Below are 5,945 nucleotides of genomic sequence, written 5' to 3'. Positions count from 1 at the left end.
TTGCTGCGGTTGATTCCCAAACGACACTTCAAATGGTTGATAATAATTTTGGTTTCCATAATGAGGCTCGAAAGGATACATATTATATCGTAAATATGTATCCTCATTATATTGGTACATATTTTGCTGTGCATATGGATTTGTTTGCTGATATACATTAGGTTGTTGAAACATGCATTCTCTCCTCCTTCGCATAAGTTTCTACATATAGAATATGTACCTATAAAATAAAATGTGTGAAGGAGTATCTGTCTGTTTTTGTCGGAAGTTTAAATTTTTAAAAAAATTAGAAAGTAAACCCTTCCATGCTATGATAATAAGGAAGAAGATTCTCATTGGGGAGGAATCAACATGGTATTAGGGGATTTAAAACAAGCGTTTTCTCAAAAAAAGGGGTATTACACAGAAAATTTGAATGAACTGTTAGACTTTGCAAGACATTGTTATCTTGAAGGAAAAATATGCATATCAGATTACCGAACATTAATACGTGAATTAGAAATAAACGGTGCAACAAAACCTACAACAGTGACAGAAGCATAAAAAAAACAAGAGGGTTTTCCCTCTTGTTACTTACATTGATCTACGATATTTTGCAAAGTATACGAAATAGCTTGATAAGTTTCAAAGAAACGTTTACCTTTTCCCTTATTAACAAAACATTGTAGCACATTAGTTTGTAAATTATCATACACTTGATCAATTTGTTGTACATGTATATACTTAGGTCGTTCTTCCTTTATCCACCTATAAGCTAATTCTTTCCACATCTCTAACTCCGCATCTACAATATCAACAAATGGCTTCATATCCTTATAAAAATCATATTCAGCCATTTCTCTTTTTTTCACATTCGCTTCATCATTATACTGCATTAACTTCTCCGAGGACTGGATTAATGCTTCATATCCCATTTTGTTCCCACCTTATTATGCACTCACTACGACGTTTTGAAATGTCTTTACCCAGCTCCCTTTTTCTTCGTGATGCACTAATTTATTTTCCATATGCTCGATATGCATTTCTGTTATTTCTATCTTATTGCATATTTTTTCACCTTTATCCTTCAATGCATGATTCATTCTAATCCCAATATTCATTTCCAGCAAATCGAGAGAACTTAACATTTGATCCATTTTTTTCATAGCATCTTCCTTCTGAACCATCGCCATATTTAAAACGCCCCCTTCTTTGCCTTTCCTTTGTCATGTAATTTCGCCGATTGATTGATTACTCCTTCTCACATGACAAAACTAGTTGATATTCGTCAAAGAAATCATTTAGTATGCCATTTTTAGAAATGGTAACAATACAAAAAGGAGGTGTATTACGATGGCAAAAAATAAAAACGAAAAAAAGAAAAAGCAAAACAAACAACAAAACAAACCTGAGACTGGTAATCCAAAGCTTGACGGTCCAAATTTCCCCGCTACATAAAATGACACTTTAATCAAAGTGGCTTTTACAAACAACTATTTTCTAGTCTAACCTTACCTCTTCGCTTTCGATAAGTGTTGAAGTTAAAGTCGTACTGCCGGCAAATAGCCGATTAGAAAGTAACTTGTTGTAGAGCATATTACTTTTAATAAAGAAGTCCCGCCTTCATTTAAGAGGGCGGGACTTCTTTATTATATCATGAACTCATCTATTCTTTTAACAAAACTACTTAATATAGAAAGAGTATGTATTTGCTCCCTCTTCTTTCTATACCATTCTGTTATATTAATTTCCCCCTTAGGTTTTTTAAGTAAAAATAATGAATCTATTTCCAACCCTTCACTAAACCAATCTTTTTCAATTAATTTTTCATGAGTGACAATAGAATACACATCCCGAAGAGCCGGCGTACATGATTTTCTAATTCCCCTTATATTACATTCATAATCCATCCTTGATCCTGTATGTCTAGTTTGCACTGCAAATTTATAAAAAGAAGCCTTATACTTTGAATGAAATAATAACCAAGCTAATTGCTTCCCCAGTTCTATACGTTTTTGCAACGTTTCAAATTGATAAACTGAAAATCCATACATTCCCCCTTCCACCATTGGAAAAATAACTGCACTAACGTGAAATATTTCTTGAAATTTGAATAGTGCAGTATCAAATACATGTTTTTGAAAGTATGCATTCTCGATTACTGGTTTTTGAATTTTATTTTGTTCATTAATAATAAGCGCCGTCATAAGCCTATTTATATCCTTTTCCTTCCAAAAATCGACCCATTCTTTTTCCATAAAAATTGATATGTTGAAAAATTGTAACAAATGAAAGAGCGGCGCACATCTCTTTTTACTTTCCTCATACAGTAATAGTTGAGGAAATGCATCTAAAAAAATGAGCCAATTGGCTTTCTCATACAAAAGAAATAATCGTCTTTTAACTGTTTGAGATAAAAGATTAGAATAATATTCTCCTTCTAAATCTGTCATATTCCATCCCCCATTCCTTGAAACCATACTTGCTAAAAAAGACCACCTAATTTCTCTATTTCTCAAATAATATTCTTGGTAAGATTGTGTACGTGAAATATTATCTACGTTAGCTACATCCGTTCTCTCCTTAATATTAAGAACTATAGCTTTTTCCTCTTCTGTACAAAAAATATCATTACGGTTCTGTTTAATTTTTTCGTAATCATTCCATCGAAACATGAGTAAGTCACCATACCTTTCTTGAAAAAGGTCACATCTTTTTTCATTTTTTGATATAATCACCTTTGTAAGTAATTCTTATCAAGTTGGGAGTGGACAAAATATGACCATTCGTTACCCAAATGGAAAAAGGTACGATCAAGCTTCACAACCTCATAAAACACCAATAAAAAAACATACTTACAGTAATAGAGGTATGTCCCTTGAAGAGGAATTGAATGACACCAATCAATATTACTTAACCCATAATATTGCATGCGTACATAAAAAACCTACACCTCTTCAAATTGTAAAAGTAGATTACCCCGTTCGAAGTGCTGCAGTGGTAAAAGAAGCGTATTTCAAACAACCTTCTACAACAGATTACAACGGTGTATACAAAGGGAAATACATCGATTTTGAAGCGAAAGAAACTAAAAATAAAACCAGTTTTCCACTTCAAAACTTCCACCTTCATCAAATTGAACATATGAAGCAAGTAGTCGCTCATAATGGAATTGCATTTGTTATTATTAAATTTACACTTTTTGATGAATTTTATTTATTAGATGCAAAACATATTATTGCATTTTGGAATCGTCAAAATACTGGTGGACGTAAATCGATTACAAAACAAGAAATAGAAGAGCATGGGGCTTTATTATCATGCGGTTATCACCCTCGAATTGATTATATCCGCGTACTAGACACGGTTTATTTTTCGTGATAGAGTCATCACTAAGGCTCTTTTTTCGACTTTTGGGGGAGAGAATGAAAGGTAGGAGAAAGTATAATGTCAGATAATTATCGTTCTCGTACAGAACGAAATCATGCGAAAAATCAAACGAAAGAAACAAATAAAGAAGAAAAACCAAAGAAAAAAGGTTCCTTTTTCAAAAGATTTCTTATAGGTTGTCTACTTCTTGGTATCGTCGGTCTCGTAGCTGGCGTTTCAGCTTTCTTTGTTATGGTAAAGGACGCTCCAAAATTAGACAAATCAAAACTTGTCAATCCTTTATCAACAAAGTTTCTTGATAAAAACGGAAATTTCTTCTATGAATATGGTGCTGAAAAACGAACCCATGTTACATACGATCAAATTCCAAAAGTAGTGGAAAGTGCATTCCTTGCGACTGAGGATGCTCGTTTCTACGATCATAATGGAATTGATTTTAGACGTACTGGAATGGCGGTCATGGAAAATGTCACTGGTGGTTTTGGATCACAAGGTGGTAGTACGATTACACAGCAAGTAGTTAAAAACTATTTTCTAACGATGGACAAAACTGCAAAAAGAAAAGTGCAGGAATGGTACTTATCTTATAAGTTAGAGCAACAGTATTCAAAACATGAAATTTTAGAAATGTACTTAAATAAGATTAACCTAGGTAATCGCTCTTATGGTATTTCAACAGCAGCTAAAAAATATTACGGCAAAGATTTAAAAGACATACAATTACATGAAGCTGCAATGCTCGCCGGTTTACCCCAAGGTCCTAACATTTATGATCCAACAAAAGAAGAAAACGTTGAGCGAGCAACGAAACGTCGTAATATTGTATTAACATTAATGAACCGACACGGGTATATAACGAAACAAGAAATGAATGACGCAATGCAAATCCCTGTAACACAAGGACTTCTTCCATCTTCAGAAGTAACTGAAATGAAATACCAAGCATTTTTAGATGCAGTTGTAAAAGAAGTTGAAAAAGAAATTCCTGATGTAAATATCGGTTCAGATGGTTTAACAATCCAAACGACGCTTGATCTTGATGCTCAAGACTATGCTGATAAAATAATGGATGGGGACCTCATCAAGTATCCAAACGATCAATTCCAAGGATCATTCGTATTTATGGATACTCAGTCTGGAGAAGTTCGAGCAATTGGCGCTGGTCGTAAAGAAAGTAAGTCTACTTTCAAAGGTCATAATATGGCAATCGATTTAAAACGCCAAGTAGGTTCAACAATGAAGCCGATTTTCGACTATGGTCCAGCAATTGAGAACCTACAATGGTCTACGTATCATCAATTAAACGACTCAGAGTATACGTATTCCAACGGTAAAAAAATACGAAATGCAACAAATAGTTATAAAGGTGACGTTTCACTTCGTGAAGCATTGAAAAAATCATTAAATATTCCGGCTTTAAAGACAGCTCAAGCAGTTGGTCTCAATAAGTCACAAGAATTTGCTGAAAATTTAGGAATGACATTTAAAGAAGGCAAGGTATATGAATCTACTGCAATTGGTAGTAATGACAGCTCTCCATTAGAAGTAGCTGGTGCATATGCAGCATTCGGAAATGACGGTGTTTATAATAAACCTCACTTCGTAAAAGAAGTTATCTTCCCAGATGGGAAAAAGAAAAACTTTAAGCCGAAAGAAAAACGTGCGATGCATGACTATACGGCCTACATGATTACTGATGTTCTTCGCGACGTAGTAAAACCTGGTTCTGGCGGTACAGGTCCGACAGCGTATGTTCCAGGAGTAGACGTAGCAGGTAAAACAGGAACACAAAACTTTGATGAATCTGTTATTAAAAAATACGGTATTCCAGCAGATGCCAACAGAGATAGTTGGTTCGCAGGATATACACCACAATATACAATGGCTGTATGGACTGGTTATGAAAAAGATAGCCCAGAAAATTACATTGGAGATCGTTCTACTAGAATTGCTCAGCAAATGTTCCAAACAATGATGAGCAAATTTGCTACGGATAAATCTCGTTTCGAGCGCCCTTCTTCTGTACAAGAATTAAATGGAGAACTGTACATTAAAGGTGCGAAAAAAGATGCAGTTAAAGAAATTAAAGTAGATTCGCCAAGCGGCCTTAATGTTGCTTTCGATGGCGCTAGCACAGTTACACTAAATTGGTCTGGACCATCAGAGGTTGATGCGTATGCTGCAAGCTATAAAGCTACTGACGGTTCTAGTGGTAGCTTATCAGTTAGCGGTACGACAGCTACTCTTGGTGGTATTAAACCAGGTGTTACTTACAGCTTCTCTGTAGTAGCGAAAAAGGGTACCGGAACAAGTCCTGCAGTTGGTGCATCCTTCACTGCGCCTGGCGGAACTCCAGATGCGAAAAAAGCTGAAGAAGAGGCTAAGAAGAAGGCTGAAGACGAAGCTCAGAAAAAGGCTGCAGAAGATAAATTAAAACAAGACGAAGCTCAGAAAAAAGCTGAAGAAGATAAATTAAAACAAGACGAAGCTCAGAAAAAAGCTGCAGAAGAACAACGTAAACAGCAAGACGAAGCTCAGAAAAAAGCTGCAGAAGAACAACGTAAACAGCAAGACGA

General features: G+C 35.1%; 7 protein-coding genes and 1 pseudogene. 4 read left to right on the top strand and 4 right to left on the bottom strand.

Features of this window, described 5'->3' with window-relative positions:
- Nucleotides 1-174: pseudogene (locus MR071_RS24800) on the bottom strand (YppG family protein); the annotation flags it as partial.
- A 177-nt stretch (nucleotides 175-351) separates the two neighbouring features.
- Here MR071_RS24800 and MR071_RS24795 point away from each other — a divergent pair.
- Nucleotides 352-543, top strand: a complete 192-nt coding sequence (locus tag MR071_RS24795; RefSeq protein WP_105583985.1) for a YppF family protein — start codon at nucleotides 352-354, stop codon at nucleotides 541-543.
- Nucleotides 544-569: 26 nt separating this feature from the next.
- On the opposite strand, the gene MR071_RS24790 is transcribed toward MR071_RS24795, so the two are convergent.
- Both MR071_RS24790 and MR071_RS24785 read right to left on the bottom strand, forming a co-directional pair.
- Complete coding sequence (locus MR071_RS24790; RefSeq protein ID WP_002149288.1) at nucleotides 570-914, bottom strand: YppE family protein; 345 nt, start codon at nucleotides 912-914, stop codon at nucleotides 570-572.
- Between the two features lie 15 nt (nucleotides 915-929).
- Nucleotides 930-1,172, bottom strand: a complete 243-nt coding sequence (locus tag MR071_RS24785; RefSeq protein ID WP_242238217.1) for a hypothetical protein — start codon at nucleotides 1,170-1,172, stop codon at nucleotides 930-932.
- Nucleotides 1,173-1,290: 118 nt separating this feature from the next.
- Between MR071_RS24785 and MR071_RS25655 the strand changes: the two genes are divergently transcribed.
- A complete protein-coding gene (locus MR071_RS25655; RefSeq protein ID WP_306475192.1) occupies nucleotides 1,291-1,437 on the top strand; it encodes a phage portal protein in 147 nt (48 codons plus the stop codon).
- A 191-nt stretch (nucleotides 1,438-1,628) separates the two neighbouring features.
- Here MR071_RS25655 and MR071_RS24780 read toward each other — a convergent pair whose 3' ends face one another.
- Nucleotides 1,629-2,654, bottom strand: a complete 1,026-nt coding sequence (locus MR071_RS24780; protein ID WP_242238216.1) for a DUF2515 domain-containing protein — start codon at nucleotides 2,652-2,654, stop codon at nucleotides 1,629-1,631.
- 103 nt (nucleotides 2,655-2,757) lie between these two features.
- On the opposite strand from MR071_RS24780, the gene recU reads away from it, so the two are divergent.
- On the top strand, nucleotides 2,758-3,360 hold the full coding sequence (gene recU, locus MR071_RS24775) for a Holliday junction resolvase RecU (RefSeq protein WP_242238215.1): 603 nt from the start codon (nucleotides 2,758-2,760) through the stop codon (nucleotides 3,358-3,360).
- A gap of 66 nt (nucleotides 3,361-3,426) precedes the next feature.
- Nucleotides 3,427-5,945 (top strand): PBP1A family penicillin-binding protein (locus MR071_RS24770; RefSeq protein WP_242238214.1); only part of this gene is annotated, 2,519 nt, incomplete at its 3' end.

Origin of the sequence: Bacillus cereus group sp. BfR-BA-01316 (assembly GCF_022664195.1) — a bacterium.
Taxonomy (GTDB): domain Bacteria; phylum Bacillota; class Bacilli; order Bacillales; family Bacillaceae_G; genus Bacillus_A.
The sequence above is the reverse complement of the archived record's forward strand: the minus strand, read 5'-3'. Positions and strand labels throughout refer to the sequence as shown.

Coding starts and splice junctions, on each gene's coding strand:
- MR071_RS24795 (WP_105583985.1), top strand. CDS start 352: ATGGTATTAGGGGATTTAAAACAAGCGTTTTCTCAAAAAAAGGGGTAT.
- MR071_RS24790 (WP_002149288.1), bottom strand. CDS start 914: ATGGGATATGAAGCATTAATCCAGTCCTCGGAGAAGTTAATGCAGTAT.
- MR071_RS24785 (WP_242238217.1), bottom strand. CDS start 1,172: ATGGCGATGGTTCAGAAGGAAGATGCTATGAAAAAAATGGATCAAATG.
- MR071_RS24780 (WP_242238216.1), bottom strand. CDS start 2,654: ATGTTTCGATGGAATGATTACGAAAAAATTAAACAGAACCGTAATGAT.
- recU (WP_242238215.1), top strand. CDS start 2,758: ATGACCATTCGTTACCCAAATGGAAAAAGGTACGATCAAGCTTCACAA.